Source organism: Pseudonocardia sp. HH130630-07 (assembly GCF_001698125.1).
In the GTDB taxonomy this organism is placed as follows: Bacteria; Actinomycetota; Actinomycetes; order Mycobacteriales; family Pseudonocardiaceae; genus Pseudonocardia.
On sequence record NZ_CP013855.1, the window covers coordinates 145,807 to 167,296 of the forward strand.

The 21,490-nt window shown below is 75.1% G+C and carries 9 protein-coding genes and 1 pseudogene; 5 read left to right on the forward strand and 5 right to left on the reverse strand.

Features of this window, described 5'->3' with window-relative positions; all coding sequences use genetic code 11:
* Positions 1 to 8: 8 nt before the first annotated feature.
* Entirely contained in the window at positions 9 to 9,608 is a 9,600-nt protein-coding gene (locus tag AFB00_RS35285) for a type I polyketide synthase (protein ID WP_068800849.1), read from the reverse strand.
* A gap of 60 nt (positions 9,609 to 9,668) precedes the next feature.
* A complete protein-coding gene (locus tag AFB00_RS29620) occupies positions 9,669 to 13,349 on the reverse strand; it encodes a type I polyketide synthase (RefSeq protein ID WP_068800850.1) in 3,681 nt (1,226 codons plus the stop codon).
* Positions 13,350 to 13,622: 273 nt separating this feature from the next.
* Here AFB00_RS29620 and AFB00_RS29625 point away from each other — a divergent pair, with 273 nt between their 5' ends.
* Together AFB00_RS29625 and AFB00_RS29630 are read left to right on the forward strand one after the other, a co-directional pair.
* Positions 13,623 to 15,044, forward strand: a complete 1,422-nt coding sequence (locus AFB00_RS29625) for an NDP-hexose 2,3-dehydratase family protein (RefSeq protein WP_068800851.1) — start codon at positions 13,623 to 13,625, stop codon at positions 15,042 to 15,044.
* Positions 15,041 to 16,048 (forward strand): Gfo/Idh/MocA family protein, encoded by a 1,008-nt coding sequence (locus tag AFB00_RS29630; RefSeq protein ID WP_197520030.1) that lies wholly within the window; start codon positions 15,041 to 15,043, stop codon positions 16,046 to 16,048. The genes AFB00_RS29625 and AFB00_RS29630 overlap by 4 nt, the downstream gene beginning before the upstream one ends.
* 80 nt (positions 16,049 to 16,128) lie before the next feature.
* Here AFB00_RS29630 and AFB00_RS29635 read toward each other — a convergent pair whose 3' ends face one another.
* The 3 genes from AFB00_RS29635 to rfbA form a co-directional block, all read right to left on the reverse strand.
* Complete coding sequence (locus tag AFB00_RS29635) at positions 16,129 to 17,364, reverse strand: nucleotide disphospho-sugar-binding domain-containing protein (protein WP_068800853.1); 1,236 nt, start codon at positions 17,362 to 17,364, stop codon at positions 16,129 to 16,131.
* A 65-nt stretch (positions 17,365 to 17,429) separates the two neighbouring features.
* The gene (rfbB, locus tag AFB00_RS29640) at positions 17,430 to 18,422 is read right to left on the reverse strand and encodes a dTDP-glucose 4,6-dehydratase (RefSeq protein WP_083276212.1); all 993 of its coding nucleotides are present in this window, start codon (positions 18,420 to 18,422) and stop codon (positions 17,430 to 17,432) included.
* Positions 18,419 to 19,294, reverse strand: a complete 876-nt coding sequence (rfbA, locus tag AFB00_RS29645) for a glucose-1-phosphate thymidylyltransferase RfbA (protein ID WP_068800854.1) — start codon at positions 19,292 to 19,294, stop codon at positions 18,419 to 18,421. The genes rfbB and rfbA overlap by 4 nt, the downstream gene beginning before the upstream one ends.
* Positions 19,295 to 19,497: 203 nt before the next feature.
* On the opposite strand from rfbA, the gene AFB00_RS29650 reads away from it, so the two are divergent.
* From AFB00_RS29650 to AFB00_RS34375, 3 genes and pseudogenes are all read left to right on the forward strand, one after another.
* The gene (locus AFB00_RS29650; protein WP_060711078.1) at positions 19,498 to 20,079 is read left to right on the forward strand and encodes a dTDP-4-dehydrorhamnose 3,5-epimerase family protein; all 582 of its coding nucleotides are present in this window, start codon (positions 19,498 to 19,500) and stop codon (positions 20,077 to 20,079) included.
* Positions 20,080 to 20,181: 102 nt separating this feature from the next.
* A complete protein-coding gene (locus tag AFB00_RS29655; protein ID WP_082375170.1) occupies positions 20,182 to 21,039 on the forward strand; it encodes a TylF/MycF family methyltransferase in 858 nt (285 codons plus the stop codon).
* A gap of 327 nt (positions 21,040 to 21,366) precedes the next feature.
* Positions 21,367 to 21,483, forward strand: a pseudogene (locus AFB00_RS34375) (IS5/IS1182 family transposase); the annotation flags it as partial.
* Between the last annotated feature and the right edge of the window lie 7 nt (positions 21,484 to 21,490).

The window sequence follows — 21,490 nt, forward strand, 5'->3', positions numbered from 1 at the left end:
CCCACGGGTCAGTTCGAGGCCTCGGACACCAGGCGCAGGAGGCTTTCGCCGTCCATGTCGTCCAGTGAGGTGCCGTGCTCGTCCGGCTGCTCGTGCGGGTCGTCCTCCGGGGCTCCCGCCAGGCGCAGCAGCTCGTCGAGCAGCCCGGCCCGGCGCAGCCGGGCCAGCGGGATCGACGCGAGCAGCTCGCGGGTGGGAGCGTCCGGGTCGGGCGGGCCGTCCGGGGCGGCGTCGCCGCCGAACGCGAGCGTGCCCAGATGTCGGGCCAGGTCGCGCGGGTTCGGGAAGTCGAAGACCAGCGAGGCGGGCAGTCGCAGCCCGGTCGCGCCGCGGAGCCGGTTGCGCAGCTCCACCGCGGTCACCGAGTCGAACCCGACGTCGCGGAACGCCCGCCCGGCCGGGACCGCCGCCGGATCGTCGTGGCCCAGGGTGGCGGCGGCCTCGGTGCGCACCGCCTCCAGCATCGCCCGGTCGCGCTCGGCGGGCGGGAGTCCCGCGAGCCGGCCGAGCAGCGGCGCCACGCCGTCGGCTGCGGCGTCCGGGACGGTGTCCACCACCTCCTGCGCCTCGGCCAGCTCCGCGAGCAGCGGGCTCGGCCGGACCGAGGTGAACCCGTCGGCGAAACGCGTCCAGTCCATCGCGGTGATCGCGGCCACCGCCGGGGCGTGGGCCAGCGTCGTGTCGAGCGCCTGCAGGGCGAGGTCGGGATCCATCGCCGTGACCCCCTGGCGTTCCAGGCGTGCGTGCGCGACGGGGTCGGTCGCCATCCCCGCCTGTGCCCACGCGCCCCACGCCACCGACGTCGCGACCCGGCCCTGTGCCTGCCGCCGCTCGGCCAGCGCGTCGAGCCAGGCGTTGGCCGCCGCGTAGCCGGGCTGGCCGCCGCTGCCCCAGGCCGACGCGCCGGAGGAGAACAGGACGAACGCGTCCAGCTCCCGGTCCCCGACGAGCTCGTCCAGGTGCTCGGCGGCGGGCGCCTTCGGGTGCAGCAGCGCGCGCAGCTGCTCGCCGGTCAGGTCCGCGACCGGGGCGTCGCCGTCGGAGACCCCGGCGGCGTGGAACACCGAGCGCAGCCCGCCGGGCGTGTCGATCCCGTCCAGGACCTGGGCGAGCGCCGCCCGGTCGGCCGCGTCACAGGCCACGACAGTGACCGTAGCCCCGCGCTCACGCAGGTCGGCGACGAGCTCCGCCGCGCCCGGCGCGTCCGGCCCGCGCCGGCTGGTCAGCACCAGGTGCCGGGCACCCCGGTCGACCAGCCAGCGGGCCACGAGCGCGCCCACCCCGCCCGTGCCGCCGGTGACCAGCGCGGCCCCGGACGTGGTCCACGGCCGGTCGGCGGCCGGGGTGGCGTGCAGCAGACGGCGCGCGGAGATCCCGGAGGAGCGGACCGCGACCTGGTCCTCCCCCGCCGGAGCGGCCAGGAACGCGGCCAGCGCCTCGGCGCTGCGCCGGTCGGGCTCGGCGGGCAGGTCGATCAGCCCGCCCCAGCGCGCGGGGTGTTCCAGGGCCACGACCCGGCCGAGGCCCCACACCGAGCCGGCGCCCGGGTCCACGACCGTGGTGTCGCCGGGCCCGGTGCGCACGGCGCCGCGGGTGACGCACCACAGCGGCGCCGCCGCCCCGATGCCACCGAGCGCCTGGACCAGGCCCAACGTCGCCGCCAGCGCCGCCGGGACCTCGCCATCGTCGGACGGGGTGCCCGCGGCCAGCAGGGACACGACCAGGTCGGCGCCCACCGCGGCGTCGGCGAGCGCCGCGGCCGCGCGGGCCCGGTCGGCCGCGACGATCGGGTCCAGCTCGACCGTCGTCGCTCCCGGGCCGAACGCCTCGCGTACCGGTTCCAGGTCCGGCATCCCGGGCGGGCGGACGAGGAGCACCCGCCCGGCCGGGCGCCCGGCGCCCTGCGGGCGGATCCGGGTCCAGCCGATCCGGTAGCGCCAGCCGTCGGCGGTGTCGCGCCGGGCGGCCCGGTCCCACCAGGCCGACAGGGCCGGCAGCACCGCGTCCAGCGAGGACCGGGTGCCGTTCGACCCGACGCCCAGCTCGGCGGCCAGCGACTCCCCGTCACCGGAGGCGACGAGCTCCCAGAACCGCCCGCCCGCACCGTCCGTCGGTGCCGGTGCGGCCGGTGCGATCTCCTCGGGCCAGTACCGGCGGCGGCGGAACGCGTAGGTCGGCAGGTCCACCGGCCGGGCGTCGCGCCCGGCGAAGACCGCGGCGAAGTCGACCGCCACACCGTGGGCGTGTGCCTCGGCGACCGCGGTCAGGACCCGGTCCGGGCCGCCGTCGTCGCGGCGCAGGGTGCCCAGTGCGACGGCGGTGTCGGCTCCGTGCGCCTCCACCGTCTCCTCGATCGCCGTGCCCAGCACCGGGCGCGGGGAGATCTCCAGCAGGACCCTCCTGCCGTCGTCGAGCAGCGCCCGGGTCGCCGCCTCCATCCGCACCGGTTCGCGCAGGTTGGTGTACCAGTAGCCGGCGTCCAGCCCGGCCGTGTCGACCACGGCACCGTCGACCGTGGAGTAGAATGGGATCGGCGACGACACCGGGCGCACCCCGGCCAGCACGGCGGCCAGCTCGTCGCGCACGGCTTCCACGTGGGTGCCGTGCGAGGCGTAGTCGACGTCCACCCGCCGCGACCGGACCCCCTCGGCCGCGCAGTGCGCGGCCAGCTCGTCCAGGGCGGCGGCGTCCCCCGAGACGACCGTCGAGGACGGCCCGTTCACCGCGGCGACGGTGATCGCGTCCGACCAGGGGGCGATCAGCTCGGCGACCCGGTCCGGCCCGGCCGCGACCGAGGTCATGCCACCGGCGCCGGAGATCGTCAGCAACGCGCGGCTGCGCAGCGCGACGATCATCGCCGCGTCGTCCAGGTTGAGCGCACCGGCGACGTGGGCGGCGGCGATCTCGCCCTGCGAGTGTCCGACGACCGCGGCCGGCTCGACCCCGTAGGCCCGCCACAGCGCCGCCAGGGCGACCATCGTCGCGAACAGCGCGGGCTGCACGACGTCGACCCGGGCGGACAGCTCCGGGTCGGCGTCACCGGCCAGTACCTCGGTGAGCGACCAGTCCACGTGCGGGGACAGCGCCCGCTCGCAGTCGGCGATCGTGGACTGGAACACCGGCGAGGACGCCAGCAGCTCGCGCCCCATCCCCTGCCACTGGGAGCCCTGGCCGGGGAAGACGAACACCGGACGGCGGTCGCCCTCGGCCGCGGTGCCCCGCTGCACCCCGGGGGCGGTCTCCCCGGCGGCCACCGACTCCAGCCCGGCGAGCAGTGTGTCGAGGTCCTGGCCGAGCACGACCGCGCGGTGCTCGAAGCCGGCCCGCAGCCGGGCCAGCGACCAGCCGACGTCGTCCGGGCGCCGCGCCGTGTCCTCGGTGTGCCCGGCGCGGCCGGGGCCGTCGGGCCGGTGCCTGTCGAAGGACTCGCGCAGCCGCGCGGCCTGGGCGCACAACGCCTCCGCCGAACGCGCGGACAGCGGCCAGATCGTGGGCGTGTCGTATACCGGGGCGTCGCCGCCCGGCGCCACGACGGTGGCCTCCGGTCCGGCGGCGGCCGGCTCCGGCGGCGCCTGCTCCAGCACCGCGTGGGCGTTGGTGCCGCTGATCCCGAACGCGGACACCGCGGCGCGGCGGGGGCGCTCGGCCTGCGGCCACGGGGACGGCTCGTCGAGCAGCCGTACCGCGCCCGTCGACCAGTCGACCCGTGACGACGGGGTTCCCGCGTGCAGCGTCCGCGGCAGCTCGTCGTGCCCGAACGCCAGCACGGTCTTGATCACCCCGGCGATACCGGCGGCAGCCTGGGTGTGGCCGATGTTGGACTTCAGCGACCCGAGCAGCAGCGGCCGGTCGGGGTCGCGGTCGCGGCCGTAGGTCCCCAGGATCGCCTGCGCCTCGATCGGGTCGCCGAGCGCGGTCCCGGTGCCGTGGGCCTCGACGGCGTCCACGCCGTCCGGGGTGATCCCGGCATCCGCCAGCGCGGCGCGGATCACCCGCTGCTGGGACGGGCCGTTCGGCGCGGTCAGCCCGTTCGACGCGCCGTCGGAGTTGATCGCCGAGCCGCGCACCAGCGCCAGTACCCGGTGGCCGTGGCGCCGGGCGTCGGACAGGCGCTCGAGCAGCACCACACCGACCCCCTCGGCCAGGCTCATCCCGTCCGCGCCGTCGGCGAACGCCTTGCACCGGCCGTCGGTGGCGAGCGCCCGCTGGCGGCTGAACCCGACGAACGGTTCCGGGGTGGGCATCACGGTGGCCCCGGCGGCCAGTGCCAGCGAGCTCTCCCCGCTGCGCAGCGACCGGCACGCCAGGTGCAGGGCCACCAGCGACGACGAGCACGCCGTGTCCACCGTGACCGAGGGGCCCTCCAGCCCGAACAGGTAGGAGATCCGCCCGGACAGCACGCTGGCCGCGGTGCCGGTCATCATGTGCGTCTCACCCGCGTCGCCGACGGCGTGCGGGTAGGGCTGCGCGCCGGCACCGACGAACGCCCCGGTGGCGGAGCCACGCAGCGCCGCCGGGTCGATCCCGGCCCGTTCGAAGACCTCCCACGTCGTCTCCAGCAGCAGCCGCTGCTGCGGGTCCATCGACAGCGCCTCCCGCGGGGAGATGCCGAAGAACCCCGCGTCGAACTCGGTGGCGTCGTGCAGGAAGCCGCCGACCGTGGAGTACGTCCGCCCGGGCGCGTCCGGGTCGGGATCACGCAGCGCGTCGGCGTCCCAGCCGCGGTCGTCCGGGAAGTCGGAGATCACGTCGAGCCCGTCGGCGACCAGGCGCCACAGGTCCTCCGGGGACGCGACCCCACCCGGCAGCCGGCAGCTCATCGCGACGACCGCGATCGGGTCGTCGGACGCGGCGGCACCGGACGCGGGAGCGGCGGGGGCGGTGCTCTCCCCGCCGAGGAGCTCCGTGCGCAGGTGGCGGGCCAGCGCGATCGGGGTCGGGTGGTCGAACACCATCGTCGCGGGCGGGTTCGCGCCGGTCGCCGCGGCCACCCGATTGCGCAGGTCGACCGCGGTCACCGAGTCGAAGCCGATGTCGCGGAACGCCCGCAGCTCGGGCACCTCGGCACCGGATCCGTGCCCGAGCACGGCGGCGACCTCGGCGCGGACCATCTCCAGCAGGAGCCGCTCCTGCTCGGCCGCCGGCAGCGGCCGCAACCGGCCGAGCAGTCGCCCGTCCCCGTGCTCGGACACCGCGGGTGCGCCGGCGTCCGCGGCGGTGTTCCGCAGCCGGACCTCCGGGATCTCGTCGAACAGGGTCGTCGGACGCCCGGAGGTGAACACGTCGTGGTAGCGGGGCCAGTTCACCGCCATCAGGCTGATGACGTCCTCGTCGTGGTCGAGCACCCGGCGCAGACCCGCCATGGCGGTCTCGGGGTCGATCAGCTCCAGGCCCGTGCGCCGGACCCGGTGCGGGTCGGTGGCCTCCTCCGTCGAACCCACCGCGTCCGGCCACTTGCCCCAGTGCACCGCGGTGGCCGGCAGGCCGCGGGCGCGGCGGTGCTCGGCCAACGCGGACAGGTAGGCGTTGCCGGCGGCGTAGGCGGCGTGCCGCCCGCTGCCCCACATCCCGGCGGTGGAGGTGTAGAGCACGAACGTGTCCAGCGACCCGCCGTCGAGGAGCTCGTCCAGGTGGCGGGCACCGTCGACCTTGCCGCGCAGCACGTTCGCGACCTCGCCCGCGTCGGTGGCGTCGACGCTCTCCAGCTCCATCACCGCGACGGCGTGCACGACGTGCCGGACGACGTGACCCGCCTCGGCCAGCCCGGCCAGCAACGCGGCCACGGCGTCCCGGTCGCCGACGTCGCAGGCCTCCACGCGCACCGCGGTCCCGAGCCGGGCCAGCTCCTCGACCAGCTCGGCGGTTCCGGGGGCGTCCGGTCCGCGGCGGCCGACGAGCACCAGGTCCTCGGCCCCCTGGCGGGACAGCCACCGGGCCAGGTCCGGGGCGAGGGCGCCGCCGGCCCCGGTGACCAGGGTCGTCCCGTGGGGTGCCCACTCCCGCTCCGGGCCCCCGGTGGACACCGCACCGGGCACGGTCCGCACGATCCGGCGGGCGAACAGCCCCGCCGGCCGGACGGCGAGCTGGTCCTCGCCCGGCGCACCGGACAGCGCGACGGCCAGGCGCGGCCCAGTGCTCGCGTCGAGGGCGCCCGGCGGCAGATCCACCGTGCCGCCGATCCGGTCCGGGTGCTCCAGCGCCGCGGTCCAGGCCAGGCCGTGGACCAGCGCCTGGATCGGGTGGGTGAGACGGTCGGACGGACCGGTCCGCGCGGCGTCGCGGGTGAGGAACCACAGCGGCGCATGCACCCCGAGATCGCCCAACGCCTGGACCAGGGCGAGCGTGCGGGACAGGCCCACGGTGGAGCCGGGGTGGTCCGGGTCCGCCCGCTCGTCGGCGGCCAGCAGCGAGACGACCCCGGCGGCCGAGGCGACGCCGGTGGCTGCGGCGAGCAGCTCGGCGGCGGCGGCACGGCCGTCGCACGCCCCGTCCAGGACGACCGGGTGCACGGCGGCACCGGCCGCGGTGAGGGCGGCGACGACGTCGTCCCCGGTGTCGGTGTCGTCGTCGGTGGTGACCACCAGCCAGTCCCCGGACAGGGTGGGTGTGCCGGCCACGGGCACCGGTCGCCACTCGACCCGGTAGCTCCACGAGTCGAGGGTCGCCCGCTCCCGGTTCGTCCGCCGCCAGTCCGACAGCGCCGGAAGCACGGCCGCCAGGGAGTCGGCGTCGGCGTGCAGGCTCGAGGTCAGCGCCGCGACGTCGCCGTCCTCCACGGCCGCCCAGAACGCCTGCTCCTGCGGGTCCACGCCGGCCGGGTCGGCCGCCGCGCTCTCGGGTGTGGCCGGACCGGCCCAGAAGCGCCTGCGCCGGAACGGGTAGGTGGGCAGCGCGACCCGGCGCCCACCGGGGAACAACGACGCCCAGTCCACGTCGATCCCGCGGACGTGGGCCTCGGCGAACGAGGTGAGCAGCTGGGCGGGGCCGCCCCGGCCCCGGCGCAGTGTGCCAGTGACCAGCACGTCGGTCCCGCGCTCGCGCGCGGAGTCGGCCACCGCGCCGGACAGCACCGGGTGCGGTCCGACCTCGATGAACGCCCGGTGGCCCTGCTCGACGAGCGTCTCGACCGCCGGCCCGAACCCGACGGTGCGGCGCAGGTTACGGTACCAGTAGCCGGCGTCGAGCTCACCGCCGTCGAGCCACTCGCCGGTGACGGTGGACAGCATCGGCACGGCGGCCGGGCCGGGCGTGAGCCCGGCGAGGTCGTCGAGCAGACGCTGCTCGATCGCCTCCACGTGCGCCGAGTGCGACGCGTAGTCGACGGCGATCATGCGCGCCCGGACACCGTCGGCGACGAGCTCGGCGTGCAGGCCCTGCACCGTCTCCGCCGATCCGGACACCACGACCGCGCGCGGCCCGTTCTCCGCGGCGACCGACAGCGTGCTCCGGGAGCCGATCCGGGTGACGACCTCGTCGCGGCTCAGCGGGACCGAGAGCATCCCCCCGGCTCCGGCCAGGTGCTCGCCGATCGCCCTGGCCCGCAGGGCGACGACCCGCGCGCCGTCGTCCAGGCTCAGTGCCCCGGCCACCACGGCGGCGGCGATCTCGCCCTGCGAGTGGCCGAGCACGGCGTCCGGGTGCACACCGTGGTGCCGCCACACCGCGGCCAGCGCGACCATGACGGCGAAGCTCAGCGGCTGGACGACGTCGACGGCGTCCAGCCCGGGTGCGCCGGGCACCTGGCGGACGACGTCGTGCGGGGAGAACCCGACGTGGGGCCGCAGGGCGGCCGCCGCGGCGTCGAACGCCTCGGCGAACACGGGAGAGGTGTCGAGCAGCTCGGCTCCCATGCCCGCCCACTGGGCACCCTGACCGGGGAACACGAAGACCGTACCGCCGTCGAGGTCGGCCCGTCCGGTCACCACCGCCGCGGACGGCTCGCCCGCGGCGACCGCGCGCGCCCCGGCGAGCAGCTCCTCCCGGTCGGAACCGATGACGACCGCACGGTCCTCGAGCGAGGCACGCGTGCGGGCCAGGGAGTAGGCCACGTCGTAGGGGTCGGAGTCGGTGAGCCGCGCCGCCAGCCCGGCGGCCTGCGCGCCGAGCGACTCGGGGCCGCGGGCGGAGAACGACCACGCGCACGTGGTCGGCGCGTCCGGCCGGTCGGAGGTGTCCTCCTGGTCCGTGGCGGGAGGCTCCTCGATGATCGCGTGCGCGTTCGTGCCGGAGACCCCGAACGACGACACACCGGCCCGGCGGGGACGCTCCCCGGGCTCCCACGCGACCGGTTCGGTGAGCAGCCGCACCGCGCCCGCCGACCAGTCCACGCGTGACGACGGGGTCTCGGCGTGCAGCGTCGCGGGCAGCATGCCGCGCTGCAGCGCCATCACCATCTTGATCACTCCGCCGACGCCGGCGGCGGCCTGCGTGTGCCCGATGTTGGACTTGAGCGAGCCGAGCCACAACGGCTGCTCCCGGTCGCGCCCGTACGTGGCGAGCAGGGCCTGCGCCTCGATCGGGTCACCGAGCGAGGTCCCGGTGCCGTGGGCCTCCACGACGTCGACGTCGCCCGGGCGCAGCCCCGCGGCGGACAGTGCGGCACCGATCAACGCGCGCTGCGACGGCCCGTTCGGGGCGGTGAGCCCGTTCGAGGCGCCGTCCTGGTTGACCGCCGAGCCGCGCACGACCGCGAGCACCTCGTGCCCGTGCCGGCGGGCGTCGGAGAGGCGCTCCAGCACGAGGACGCCGGCCCCCTCGGCCCACCCGGTGCCGTCGGCCCCCTCACCGAACGCCCGGCAGCGCCCGTCCGGTGACAGCCCGCCCTGGCGGCTGAACTCCACGAACAGCGACGGGTCCGACATCACGGTCACGCCGCCGACCAGCGCCAGCGACGACTCGCCCGCACGCAGCGACCGCGCCGCGAGGTGCAGCGCGACCAGCGACGACGAGCACGCGGTGTCCACGGTCAGGGCCGGGCCGCGGAGCCCGAGGGTGTAGGAGATCCGGCCCGACGCCACGCTGGCCGCGGTGCCGGTGAGGGTGTGCCCGCCGAGGTCGACCTCCGGGTCGGCCGGGCCCTGGGAGTGCCCCCAGTGGTAGGAGCCGACGAACACCCCGGTCGCGCTGTCACGCAGCGACGTCGGGGCGATCCCCGCCCGCTCCAGCGCCTCCCAGGACACCTCCAGCAGCAGCCGCTGCTGCGGGTCCATCGCCAGGGCCTCCCGCGGGGAGATGCCGAAGAACTCCGCGTCGAAGTCGCCGACGCCGTCGAGGAAGCCGCCCTCGGCGGTGGCACTGCTGCCCGCTCCGCCGCCGGCGAGCGCCTGCCGGTCCCAACCCCGGTCGGTCGGGAACCCGGTGATCGCGTCGGTGCCGGAGGCGACCAGGTCCCAGAGCTGCTCCGGGCTGCGGACCCCGCCCGGGTAGCGGCACGCCATGCCCACGACGGCCATCGGCTCGTTCTCGCGGGTCTCGATCTCGTCGAGGCGACGACGGGTGCGCCGCAGGTCGGTGGTGACCTTGCGCAGGTAGTCGACCACCTTGTCCTGGGGGGCCGTCGCGGCCCCGTCGTGCTGCTGGGTGCCGGCGTTCTGCTCTGCGTCGGTCATGGTCCGTCCTCACGTACGGGGCGAAGAAGTGCTCTGCGCGGTCGGTTCGCCGAGCGCGGTTCAGGCCACGCCGATCTCGGCATCGATAATGTCCATCAGCCGGTCCAGCGAGGCGTCGGCGATCTCGCTGTCGAGCGGGTCGTCCGGGGACCCGGGCTCCGGTCCGGGGCCGGGAGCAGGGCCGGGTGCGGCATCGGGGGCCGGACCGTCGTCGCGGGCGTCCAGCTCGTCGGCCAGGTGGCCGGCCAGCAGGTCCGGGGTCGGGTGGTCGAACACCAGGCCGGGTTGGAGGGCCAGCCCGGTGCGGGCCGCCATCCGGTTCACCAGCTCGGCGCCGGTCAACGACTCGAAGCCCTGCTCCTTGAACCGGGCCCGGCCGAGGACCTCGTCCGGACCGGACAGCCCCAGCACGTCGGCGGCCTCGGCCCGGACCAGCATGCGGAGCCCGCGCCTGCGGTGCGGCCCGGTGAGGGCCACCACGTCGACGCCGGTAGCGCCGGCGCCGGAGGCGCCCGGCAGCGCCGCGGCCCGGCGCACCGGGCGGGCGGGCCGGTCCGGCGCGTCGGGCACGGCGGACGGGACCGGGACCGTCCGGCCGCGGCCCAGCTCGATCGCGCCCACCGTCAGCACCGGGGCACCGGCCACGTCGACGGCCTCGAGCCGCAGCGTCGACCCGTCGGTGCGGGTGATCCGCACCCGCACAGCGCTCGCACCCTCGGCGTGCAGCGCCACGTCCCGCCACCGGGCCGGGACCTCCGAGCCGTCCCCCCGGCGACCGACGGCGCCCAGCGCGGCGGTGAGCAGAGCAGGGTGCAGCCCGAAACCGGCCCGGTCGACGTCCGGCGGCAGCGTCACCTCGACCCAGGTGTCGTCGTCGAGCTCCCAGCCCGCACCGACGAGCCCGGCCAGGTCCGGGCCGAACCCGGCCCCGTCGAGACGCTCGCCCAGCGCAGCCGGGGTCAGCGGCACGGCCCCGTCGGGCAGGTCGGAACCGTCCCCGCCCGCGGCGGGGGCCCCCCGGGACACCGTCGCCCGGGCACGCAGCTCCCAGCCGGACCCCTCGGCACCGGGCTGCCCCGTGCCGGCGGTCCGGCTGTGCACCGTGACCACGCGCCGGCCGGCGTTCGCCGCTCCGAGCCAGGTCTGCAGCTCGACGGTCCGGTGCTCCTCGACCGGCAACGGGTCGCCCGCGCGCAGGTCGTCGATCCGGTCGCACCCCACCTCGTCAGCGGCACGCAGCACGAGCTCGACCAGCGCGGGGACCGGCAGCGTGGCGCCACCGCCGCCCGGCCGGTGGTCCGCGATCCACGGGTGGGCCCGCGCCGGGACCCGGCCGCTGAACAGCAGCCCGCCCGCGCCCGCGAGGTCGTCGCGGGCGCCGAGCAGGGGATGCCCGGTGGCACCGGTCCGGCCGCCGTCGCCGGGAGCCGGCCAGTAGGTCCGATGCTCGAACGGGTAGCCGGGCAGCTCGACCCGGCGACCGTCCCCGACCGCCGCCGCGAGATCGACGGGGGTCCCGGCGACGTGCAGCCGGCCCAGCGCGGTCAGCACCGAGGTGACCTCGTCGCCGCCGCCGCGCAGCGTGGGCACCGTCGTAACCCGCTCGCCGAGCGCGGTGCGCACCGCCGCCGACGCGGTCGCGTCCGGCCCGATCTCCAGGAACGTCTCCACCCCGTCGGCGTGCAGCACCTGCGCCGCGGCCACCGGGTCGGCCACCGGGCCCGGACGGGGAACCCAGCGGTCGGGGTCGGCCAGCTCGTCCGCCGTGGCGGCACGTCCGGCCGCGCCGCACACGACCGGGATCCGGGGCGGTGCGAACCGCAGTCCCGCGACCGTCGCGCGGAACCGGTCCAGCTCCGGATCCGGCCCGGCCGCCCGGTCGGCCGGGCGCTCGCCGAGCAGGGACCGGGCCTCCAGCAGGGCGGTCGCGTCGGCGAGGGACAGGACCCCGGCCACGTGTGCCGCGGCGACCTCCCCCACCGCCGCCCCGGCCACCCGGCGGGGTGTGACCCCCCAGGACTCCCACAGCCGGTACAGCGCCACCTGCAACGCGAACGTCGCGGTCTCGCCGCCGCCGCCGTCGGAGTGCAGATGCGCGTGGACGTCGTCGAGGGCGGTGGCGACGACCGGGAACCGCTCCGCCAGCTCCCGGCCGGCCCCGGCCGGTGCGGCCCGGCCACCGAACAGCAGCGCCGTCTCCCCGTCGCCCACGCGTCCGCGGGCGACCTCCACCGTCCCCTGCGGACCGGCCAGCAGCACCGCGCGATGGTCGAACGTGGCGCGCCCGACCGCCAGCGTGTGGCCGACGTCGCGCCGGGAACGCCCGGCCGCCGCGCCCCGCAGCTCCTCGACGGCGGTCTGCAGCGCGGTCGCCGTGCGCGCCGACACCGCCCACAGCACCAGCCGGTCGTCGTCGGGAGCCTGCGCCCCGTCCACCGGCCCGGACCCGTCGCCCTGCTCCAGCACGACGTGGGCGTTCGTCCCGGAGACCCCGAACGACGAGACCCCCGCCCGGCGCGGCCGTCCAGTGTCCGGCCAGTCGGTGGTGCGGGCGAGCGGCTCGAGCACCTCCCCGGACCAGTCGGCCCGGGTGGTGGGTGTCCCCAGCCGGCGCAGGCCCGGCAGCACCCCGGTACGGATCGCCAGCACCGACGCGATCACCGAGATCACCCCGGCCGCGGCCTGCAGGTGGCCCACGTGCGACTTCACCGAGCCGAGCAGCAGCGGACGCTCGCGTCCCGCTCCGTAGGCCGCCCGCAGCGCGGTGACCTCCACCGGGTCGCCGACCCGGGTGCCGGTTCCGTGGGCCTCCACCACGTCCACGTCCGCGGGCCGCAGCCCCGCGTCGTCGAGTGCGCTGGCGACGACCCGTTCCTGGGCGGCCCCGCTGGGCACGGTCAGCCCGTCCGATGCGCCGTCCTGGTTGACCGCGGTACCCCGGACCACCGCCAGGACCGGGTGGCCGTGGCGGCGGGCGTCGGCGAGCCGCTCCAGGACCAGGAGCCCGACGCCCTCGCCCCAGACCGTGCCGTCGGCGTCGTCGGAGAAGGGGGCCGGGCGCCCCGACGGCGAGAGGCCGCCCTGGCGTCCGTAGCCAAGGAACCCGGACTCGGTCGACATCACGCAGGCACCGCCGGCCAGCGCCAGCGAGCACTCGCCGGAGCGCAGCGACCGCACCGCGTAATGCAGCGCGACCAGCGACGACGAGGACGCGGTGTCCAGCGTGACCGCGGGTCCGCCGCAGCCCAGCACGTAGGCCAGCCGGCCGGAGGCGACGGCGCCCGACATCCCGGTCATGGCGTGGCCGACGAGGTCGTCGCGCGAGCCGTGGGCGGCGACCGCGTAGTCCTGACCGTGCAGACCGACGAACACGCCGGCGTCGGTCCCGCGCAGCGTGCGCGGGTCGATCGCCGCCCGCTCCAGGGCCTCCCACGACACCTCCAGCAGCTGACGCTGCTGCGGGTCCATGGCCACCGCCTCGCGCGGGGAGATCCCGAAGAACCTGGCGTCGAAACCCGCGGCGTCGTCGAGGAAGCCGCCGCGCCCGTTCGCGACGGGCCGGTCACCGGACAGCGCGGCGAGGTCCCACCCCCGGTCGGTGGGGAACGCGGAGAACGCCTCGCCCCGGGACAGGGTCAGCTCGCGGAGGTCCTGCGGGCTGCGCACACCACCGGGTGCGCGGCAGGCCATGCCCACGATCGCCACCTGGTCGTCGACGAGCGTCGCCGGTGTCTGCGTCATATCCCATCACCTTCGAGACGTCGGTCGGGGCGCGACGGACATTAGGTGCGGGTCCACTGGTCGATTCCCCAGAAGCCGGGGGACCGCCGATGCGGGCGGGGGCAACGACTGGTGATTCACCGGTGCGCCGCGTGCGATAACTGACCCGATATCGCGTCCCGCGTGCCGCCCGCCTCCGGGCACGTGCACGTGCCCGACTGTGAGAGGTGTGACCGGAATGGAACCGAACCCGAGCGAGCAGGGCCACCGCGCGGTCCCGGCCGGAGGGACACCGTGAGCCCGGCACCTCCCGCACTCCGGACCGCCGACCGGACGCTGCCCCGGAGGTTGGCCCGTTCGGCGCTGTGGGACGCCGCCGGTGCCGCGCGGGCACGGGAGTGGATCGCCGAGCGCAACGCCGCGCACCGGCACGACGTCCGACGGATCCCCTTCGACGAGCTCCGGAGCTGGGCGTTCGACCCGGCCACCGGCAACCTGCGACACGACACGGGGCGCTTCTTCAGCGTCGAGGGCCTGCAGGTGCACACCGACCACGGCCCGGTCCGGTCCTGGTCCCAGCCGATCATCAACCAGCCCGAGATCGGGATCCTCGGCATCCTGATGGCCGAGATCGACGGCGTGCTGCACTGCCTGCTGCAGGCCAAGACCGAGCCCGGCAATGTCAACGGTGTCCAGCTCAGCCCGACGGTGCAGGCGACGCGGAGCAACTACACCGGCGTCCACGCCGGCAACGCGGTGCCCTACCTCGAGTACTTCCGCAACCCGGGAGCCGGGCGCGTGCTCTCCGACGTGCTGCAGTCCGAACAGGGCTCCTGGTTCTACCGCAAGCGCAACCGGAACATGGTCGTCGAGGTCGAGGAGCCGTTCGAGGCGCACGAGGACTTCCGCTGGATCCCGCTCGGCCAGGTGCACGAGCTGTGCGCCGTGGACAACATCGTCAACATGGACACCCGCACCGTCCTGGCCGGGATGCCCACCGGGTTCGAGGGGATGGCCGGCACCGGGTCCGGTGGGCTCGCCGACGCGCTGGCCCGGTCCTGCGTCGCGTCCAGCGGCGGGCTGCACACCGACGCCGAGGTGCTGAGCTGGATCACCGACCGGCAGTCCGGGCACGAGATCCGCACCGAGCTGATCCCGCTGCACGACGTGGCGCACTGGCGGCGCACCCCCGACCGCATCCGGCACGATCCGGAGAGCTTCTTCAGCGTCATCGCCGTCGCCGTCACCGCGACCAGCCGTGAGGTGGGCAGCTGGACCCAGCCCCTGCTGGAACCGCACGGCGTCGGGCGGGTCGCGCTGCTGGTGGCCCGGTTCGGCGGGGTCCTGCACGCCCTGATGCACGCCCGGGTCGAGCCCGGGTACCTGGAGGCGGTCGAGCTGGCCCCGACCGTCCAGTTCGCCCCCGAGACCTACCGGGGTCTGGGGCTCGCCCCGCCCGCGTTCCTCGACGTCGTGGAGGAGGTGGGACGCGGCGAGCGCGTCCTGTTCGACGCGGGGCTGTCCGAGGAGGGTGGGCGCTTCCACCACGCCCGCAACCGCTACCAGATCATCGAGGTGGACCCCGTGCTCGACGACCGCACGACCCCCGACCACCGCTGGCTCACCGTCGCCCAGCTCAACGGCCTGCTCCTGCACAACAACTACGTCAACGTCCAGGCGCGCAGCCTGATCGCCTGCCTGCGGGGCCTCGCGTGACGCGGCCGCTGCGGCTCGGTGCGCTGGGCTGCTCGGAGATCGCCGACCGCAAGGCGCTGCCCGCGGCGACCTCGCTCGGTGAGATCGAGCTGGTCGCCGTGGCCAGCCGGACCCGGCAGCGCGCGGCCGAGTTCGCCGAGCGGCACGGCGGACGGCCCACCGGCTACCAGGAGTTGATCGACGCCCCGGACGTGGACGCCGTGTACGTCTCGACCCCCGCCGCGCTGCACCACCGGTGGACGGCCGCGGCGCTGCGGGCGGGCAAACACGTGCTCTGCGAGAAGCCGCTGACCGACAACCTCCCCGACACCGAGGAGCTGGCCGAGCTCGCCGAGGCACGCGACCTGGTGCTGCGCGAGAACTTCGCGTTCCTGCACCATCCCCAGCACACGGTGGTGGCGGACCTGCTGCGGGCCGGCCGGCTCGGCTCGTTGCGGACCTTCGCCGCGACGTTCGGCATCCCGGAGCTGCCCGCCGACGACATCCGGCACTCCCCCGAGCTGGGCGGTGGGGCACTGCTCGACGTCGGCGTGTACCCGGTACGGGCGGCCCAGCAGCTGCTCGAGGGCCCCCTCACGGTCGTCGCGGCGACGAGCCAGGTCGACGACCGGTTCGGCGTCGACGTGTCCGGCCACGTCCTGCTGCACTCCGCCGACGGGGTCGTCGCCGATCTCGACTTCGGGTTCCGGCACCGCTACCGCAACCGGTACCGGCTCTGGACCTCCACCGCGTCGCTGGAGATCGACCGCTTCTTCACCCCGCCCCCGGACCACCGGTCGCTGCTGCGGATCGAGGAGCAGCACACCACCGACACGGTCGTGGTCGAACCGTGCGACCAGTTCCGGGAGTCGCTGCGGTCGTTCGCCCACGCCGCGACCGCGGGGCCGGACCACCGTGACGAGCGGGCCTGGACCGCCGCGGCCCGGGAGACCGCCCGTCTGCTGCAGGAGATCCGCCGGGTCGCGGTCCGGCTCCCGGGGCCGACGCGCTCCACCGTCGCCTGACGACACGGGGGCGGGTGACCGTGGTCGCCCGCCCCCGTGTCGTTCGTGCCGTGCCGCGCCGTGACGTCCGGGCCGCCGCGCTAACGGGCGGCCAGCGCCTCCAGGTCCGCGACGACCTCGGCCGGGCTGGGCATGGCGGCGCACCGCCGGGCGAGGTCGCGGGCCGCGTCGGCGTAGGACGGCTGTCCGATCAGCTTCTCCAGGGCGCCGCCCAGAGTCGCGGCATCCGCGTCGAGGTTGTGCACGTGCAGACCGGCCCCGGTCGCGCTCAGGCGCTCGGCGACCATCGGCTGGTCGAACCCGCAGGGCACCGACAGCTGCGGCACGCCCGCGGTCAGCGCGGTCATCACCGAACCAGCACCGGCGTAGTGCACGACCGCTTCGCAGCCCGGCAGCACCAGGCTCAGCGGGACCTCGTGGAACGGACGCACGCCGTCGGGGAGCGGGCCGGCGTCGCGGGCGTCCTCCGGCCGGGCCAGCAGCAGCACCTCGGCACCGAGGTCGGCGGCGGCCCGGACGGCCTGTGGCAGCCGGTTCACGACCGGTCCGAACGTCCTGGTCACCGACCGGCCCCAGATCACGCAGACCCGCGGCCGTCGCCCGTCCGGCTCGGGCAGGTCGAGCGGGGCAGCCCCGGGGCCGTTGTAGGGGACGTAACGGATGCCGGCGTCGCGCCCGGCCACGGCGGTCCGCAGCGGGGGCGGGCAGGGGTCGAGTACGTGGTCGGCGAGGTCGTGGCTGAGCGTCCCGGCGCCGTACCGGGTGAAGGCGTCGGAGAGGTCCTGCGGCAGACCCGCCTGCTCGCCACCGACCGGGGCGAACGCGTCGGCGGTGCCGGCAGGCCCCCACAGGTGCAGCACTGACGGCGCGCCCGTCACCGCGGAGACCAGCGGGCCCTCCAGGCTCAGCTGGTCGTGCACGACCAGGTCCGGGGCCCAGGACCGGCCGAACGCGACGGCGGCGTCGGTACCGGCCCGCGACGACGCCACCATGGCGGGCATGTTCTCCGCGTGCCACGCCGCGATGTCGAACCCGGCCGGATCCATCGCCTCCCCGGTGTCGGGGTGGGGCGGCGGCTCTGGGTAGGGCCACGTCCCCTGCAGCAGGCTCATCACGTTGAGCAGCCGCGCGCCGCGCAGCAGGTCGAGGCCGTCCAGCGCGGGCACCGGGATCAGTCCTGCCGCGGTCACGTCGGCCTGGTCGGAGGGACGGCAGAGCACGCGGACGTCGTGTCCGGCGGCCCGCATCGCCCAGGCCAGCGGGACCATCGGGAAGTAGTGGCCGGTCCACGAGGAGATGGCGAAGAGCACACGCACGGGAGATCCTTCGTCGGTCGGGAGCGGTCGGTCGGTGTGCAGCGGGCGGGGCCGGAGGGCGGGGCTCAGGCCGCTCCGGACACACCCGTCCGCAGCGGTTCCCACCAGTCGCGGCGGGTGCGGTACCAGTCGACGGTGGCGGCGAGGCCGTCGTCGAAACCGACCTGGGGCCGGTAGCCGAGCTCGTCGGAGATGCGGGTGATGTCGACGCAGTAGCGACGGTCGTGGCCCAGGCGGTCGGTCACCCGCCGGACGGCGGAGGAGTCCCTGCCGGTGGCCGCCAGCAGCCGGTCGGTCAGGTCGCGGTTGCTCAGCTCGGTGCCGCCGCCGATGTTGTACACCTCGCCGTCCCGGCCCCCGTTCGCGACCAGCGCGATCCCGCGGCAGTGGTCGTCGACGTGCAGCCAGTCGCGGACGTGGAGCCCGTCGCCGTAGAGCGGCACGGTCCGGCCCTCGATCAGGTTCGTGACGAACAGCGGGATGACCTTCTCCGGGAACTGGTAGGGCCCGTAGTTGTTCGAGCAGCGCGTCGTGGACACGGACAGGCCGTGCGTGCGGTGGAACGCGCGCGCGAGCAGGTCCGACGACGCCTTCGACGCCGCGTACGGCGAGTTCGGCAGCAGCGGGTGGTCCTCGGCGGCGGCACCTTCGCCCACCGACCCGTACACCTCGTCGGTGGACACGTGCACGACACGCTCGACCCGCGCGGCCACCGCCGCCTGCAGCAGGACCTGGGTCCCGACCACGTTGGTGGTGACGAAGTCCGCGGAGCCCGCGATGGAGCGGTCCACGTGCGACTCGGCGGCGAAGTGCACGACCAGGTCGGTGCCCGCCGTCTCGCGCGCGACCAGCTCCGGGTCGCAGACGTCGCCGATGACCAGCCGGAGCCGGTCGTCGTCGGAGACCGGCGCCAGGTTCGCCCGGTTCCCGGCGTAGGTCAGCTTGTCCAGCACCACCAGCTCGTCCGGCTCGAGGCCGGGCAACGCACCGGTCAGGGCCATGCGGACGAAGTTCGAGCCGATGAACCCGGCGCCGCCGGTGACCAGGACCCGCCTCACGACCGCACCGCCTCGACGGTCTCCAGGACGTACCGCCCGTAGCCGGACCGCTCCAGCCGCTCGCCGAGGACGCGACACTGTTCGACGTCGATGAACCCCATCCGCAGGGCGATCTCCTCCAGGCAGGCGATGTGGGTGCCCTGCCGTTCCTCCAGCGTGCGCACGAACTGACCGGCGTCGAGCAGCGACGGGTAGGTGCCGGTGTCCAGCCAGGCGAACCCCCGCCCCAGGTTGATCATCCGGGCCCGTCCCCGCTCGAGGTAGACCCGGTTGACGTCGGTGATCTCCAGCTCCCCCCGCGCCGACGGCCGGACCGAACGGGCGATCTCGACGACGTCGTTGTCGTAGAGGTAGAGCCCGGTGACCGCCTGGTTCGAGCGCGGCGACGCCGGCTTCTCCTCGATCGAGACCAGCACGCCGTCGGCGTCGATCTCGCCGATCCCGTACCGGTGCGGGTCGGCGACCGGGTACCCGAACAGCACGGCGCCCTTCACCTCGTCGACCGTGCGCTGCAGCAGCGGTGCGAAGCCCGGGCCGTGGAAGATGTTGTCGCCCAGGATCAGCGCGACCGGGTCGTCGCCGATGTGGTCGGCACCGATCAGGAACGCCTCGGCCAGGCCGTTCGGCTCCGGCTGCTCGCCGTAGGTCAGCGAGAGTCCGAGGTGCGAGCCGTCGCCGAGCAGGGCCTGGAAGGCCGGGGCGTCACGTGGGGTGGTGATGATCAGGATGTCCCGGATGCCGGCCAGCATCAGCACCGACAGGGGGTAGTAGATCATCGGCTTGTTGTAGACCGGCATCAGCTGCTTGGACACGGCCAGCGTCAGTGGGTGGAGCCGGCTGCCGGATCCGCCGGCCAGGACGATGCCTTTCACTGCGTGCTCCTCGGGGTCGGGAGAGATCGGACGAGGTCTACCAACGCCGGACTGGGAAGAACCCCGGAAGCAGCCGACCCGTGCCGCCGGCGCGACGATGTCTAGGGCAATCCCCTGACCTGCCCCGGAAGCCCCCGGCCGTGCGGATCCCCGCCCTAGCGTTGGGCCCGTCACACGACGAGCGAGCGGAGCGGAGCGGCACGATGGAGATCACCGAGACGGCGGTGCCGGGCGCGTTCCGGATCACCCCGACCCAGATCCCCGACCGGCGGGGCCTGTTCTACGAGGCGTGGCGGATCTCGGACGTCGAGGCCGCGCTCGGCAGGCCGTTCCGGGTCGCGCAGACCAACTTCTCCGTGTCCCACCGCAACACGTTGCGCGGCATCCACGGCACCACCCTGCCGCCCGGCCAGGCGAAGCTGGTGACCTGCGTCCGGGGCGCCGCGCTGGACGTGGTGGTGGACCTGCGGGTGGGCTCGCCGACGTTCGGGGCCGTGGACACCACCCTGCAGGAGGCCGGTTCCGGTGTCGGGGTCTACCTCGGGGACGGCCTGGGGCACGCATTCCTGGCACTCACCGACGACACGTGCATGAACTATCTGTGCGACACCGAGTACGTGCCCGGAACAATGATCGACATTCAGGCGCTCGACCCCGATCTGGCGATTCCCTGGAATCTCACCGAGGACCCGATCCGCTCGGACAAGGACGCGGCCGCGCCGACGCTGTCCGAGGCCGTCGAGCTGGGCCTGCTCACTGCCTACCGCGAGCCGGCCGGCACCTGACCCGGCCCGGACCGCGTTGTTCAGGGAATTCACCAGATCCGGTCGTCCTACAGTTTCGGTGACTGTGCGCCATCCCACCGAACTGCTGCGAAGGAGCAGGAAATGACGATCTCCCCACAGGTCGACGTGGTCGACGTGGCCGACGGACGGGTCACCGGCACCGACCGCTATCTGGATCTGATGAAGAAGGTTCTGACCAACGTCATCTATCCGGACGGGGCCTACGCCCACATCCGGCAGATCGACGATCCCGACTCCACCGAGATGCCCATTCCGGTCGAAGGTCTCGGTGAGCGGCTGCTCGAGTTCGACGCCGACGCCCGCGACGGGGGTCGGGACTGGCCGACGGTGGCCCACACGATGGTCGGGCGGCGGCGGCTGGACAACGTCCACGAGTGCCTCGAGCGGATCCTCGCCGACGACGTCCCCGGCGACGTCATCGAGACCGGCGTCTGGCGCGGCGGGGTGTGCATCTTCATGCGGGCCTTCCTCGTCGCCCACGGTTGTACCGACCGCACCGTGTGGGTGGCCGACTCGTTCGCCGGCCTGCCCCCCGCCGGGGATCGCGACCCCGACCCGGTCGCGGCGATGGGTCACGACGTCGCGACGGTCAACGAACGGATGTTGGCCGTCGACCTGGCGCAGGTGCAGGAGAACTTCGACCGTTACGGGCTGCTCGACGACCAGGTCCGGTTCCTGCCGGGGTGGTTCTCCGACACCCTGCCGACCGCGCCGATCGAGCGGCTGTCGCTGCTGCGCCTCGACGGCGACTGGTACGACTCGACGATGGACGCCCTGGTGAACCTCTACCCGCGGCTGTCCTCCGGCGGGTTCGTCATCATCGACGACTACTGCGTACCGGGCTGTGCCGACGCCGTCACCGACTACCGCGCGCAGCACGGGATCGACGCGGAGATCATCGACATCGACCGGATGGGCGTGTACTGGCGCAAGCCCTGACCGACGACACTCCGACGGGAACGGGCCGCGTCCACCAGGACGCGGCCCGTTCCGTGTCCCCCGGTCCGAGCCGGCGGCTCAGGGGGGCCGAGGCACCCCATGATCACCACCAGTGCAGGGATCGGTGCCGTTTCCGGCACCGATCGGCTCAGACGTGGCGATCATGGCCGGGCGGCCGGGCCGCGGCGCCGCCGGGTGGCGGGGGCGGGCCGGAGCGCGGCTCAGAACGTGTTGTGAAACCGGTGATCGTCCGGCGCGGCGGCGTTGGTGGTCCCACCGGAGTCACCCGGCTCATGACTCGTCGTCGACCAACAGGCAGTGGGCGGTAAGTGTGCTGGTCAGCGGTTGATGTCGGCGCGGTCGGCCGGCGAGCAGCTCCCCGAACCCCGCAGCGAGATCGAGAAGGAAGCCGCCCGCCGGATGTCAGAAGACCTCGGGACCTGACTCACGA